Below are 689 nucleotides of genomic sequence, written 5' to 3'. Positions count from 1 at the left end.
CGTCCCCCTCCACCATTTATAGGGGCATAGTTTAACGGTAGAATAGAGGTCTCCAAAACCTTTGGTGTGGGTTCGATTCCTACTGCCCCTGCCAAATAATACAATAATGGCGGTCGTGGCGAAGTGGTTAACGCATCGGATTGTGGTTCCGACACTCGTGGGTTCGATTCCCATCGGTCGCCCCATTTAAATTATTGTAACGATTACTCAAGTGAGTAATATAATTTATAGTAAATTGAATATAGTATATAAAGTTCTTAATTAATGGGCTATAGCCAAGCGGTAAGGCAACGGATTTTGATTCCGTCATGCCCTGGTTCGAATCCAGGTAGCCCAGCCATTTATGCGGAAGTAGTTCAGTGGTAGAATACAACCTTGCCAAGGTTGGGGTCGCGGGTTCGAGCCCCGTCTTCCGCTCCAAATATGGCGGTATAGCCAAGTGGTAAGGCAGAGGTCTGCAAAACCTTTATCATCGGTTCAAATCCGGTTACCGCCTTTTAATTTACTTCTGCCGGGGTGGTGGAATGGCAGACACACAGGACTTAAAATCCTGCGGGGGTTGACCCCGTGCCGGTTCGAGTCCGGCCCTCGGTACCATTTATAATATGCGCCCGTAGCTCAATTGGATAGAGCGTTTGACTACGGATCAAAAGGTTATGGGTTCGAGTCCTTTCGGGCGCGCCATATTA

The 689-nt window shown here is 47.9% G+C and carries 7 tRNA genes; all 7 read left to right on the top strand.

What is annotated here, in order from left to right:
• Positions 1–20 precede the first annotated feature (20 nt).
• The 7 genes from CN514_RS04685 to CN514_RS04655 all read left to right on the top strand — a co-directional run bounded on the left by CN514_RS04685 (position 21) and on the right by CN514_RS04655 (position 684).
• Positions 21–94: transfer RNA gene (locus CN514_RS04685), tRNA-Trp, on the top strand.
• 15 nt (positions 95–109) lie between these two features.
• A tRNA-His gene (locus tag CN514_RS04680) sits at positions 110–185 on the top strand.
• Between the two features lie 80 nt (positions 186–265).
• Positions 266–340, top strand: a tRNA-Gln gene (locus CN514_RS04675).
• A 5-nt stretch (positions 341–345) separates the two neighbouring features.
• Positions 346–420: transfer RNA gene (locus CN514_RS04670), tRNA-Gly, on the top strand.
• A gap of 5 nt (positions 421–425) precedes the next feature.
• A tRNA-Cys gene (locus CN514_RS04665) sits at positions 426–496 on the top strand.
• Between the two features lie 14 nt (positions 497–510).
• A tRNA-Leu gene (locus tag CN514_RS04660) sits at positions 511–597 on the top strand.
• 10 nt (positions 598–607) lie between these two features.
• A tRNA-Arg gene (locus tag CN514_RS04655) sits at positions 608–684 on the top strand.
• Positions 685–689 lie beyond the last annotated feature (5 nt).

This window comes from Bacillus sp. AFS001701 (genome assembly GCF_002559405.1).
Classification (GTDB): domain Bacteria; phylum Bacillota; class Bacilli; order Bacillales; family Bacillaceae_G; genus Gottfriedia.
The sequence above is the reverse complement of the archived record's forward strand: the minus strand, read 5'-3'. Positions and strand labels throughout refer to the sequence as shown.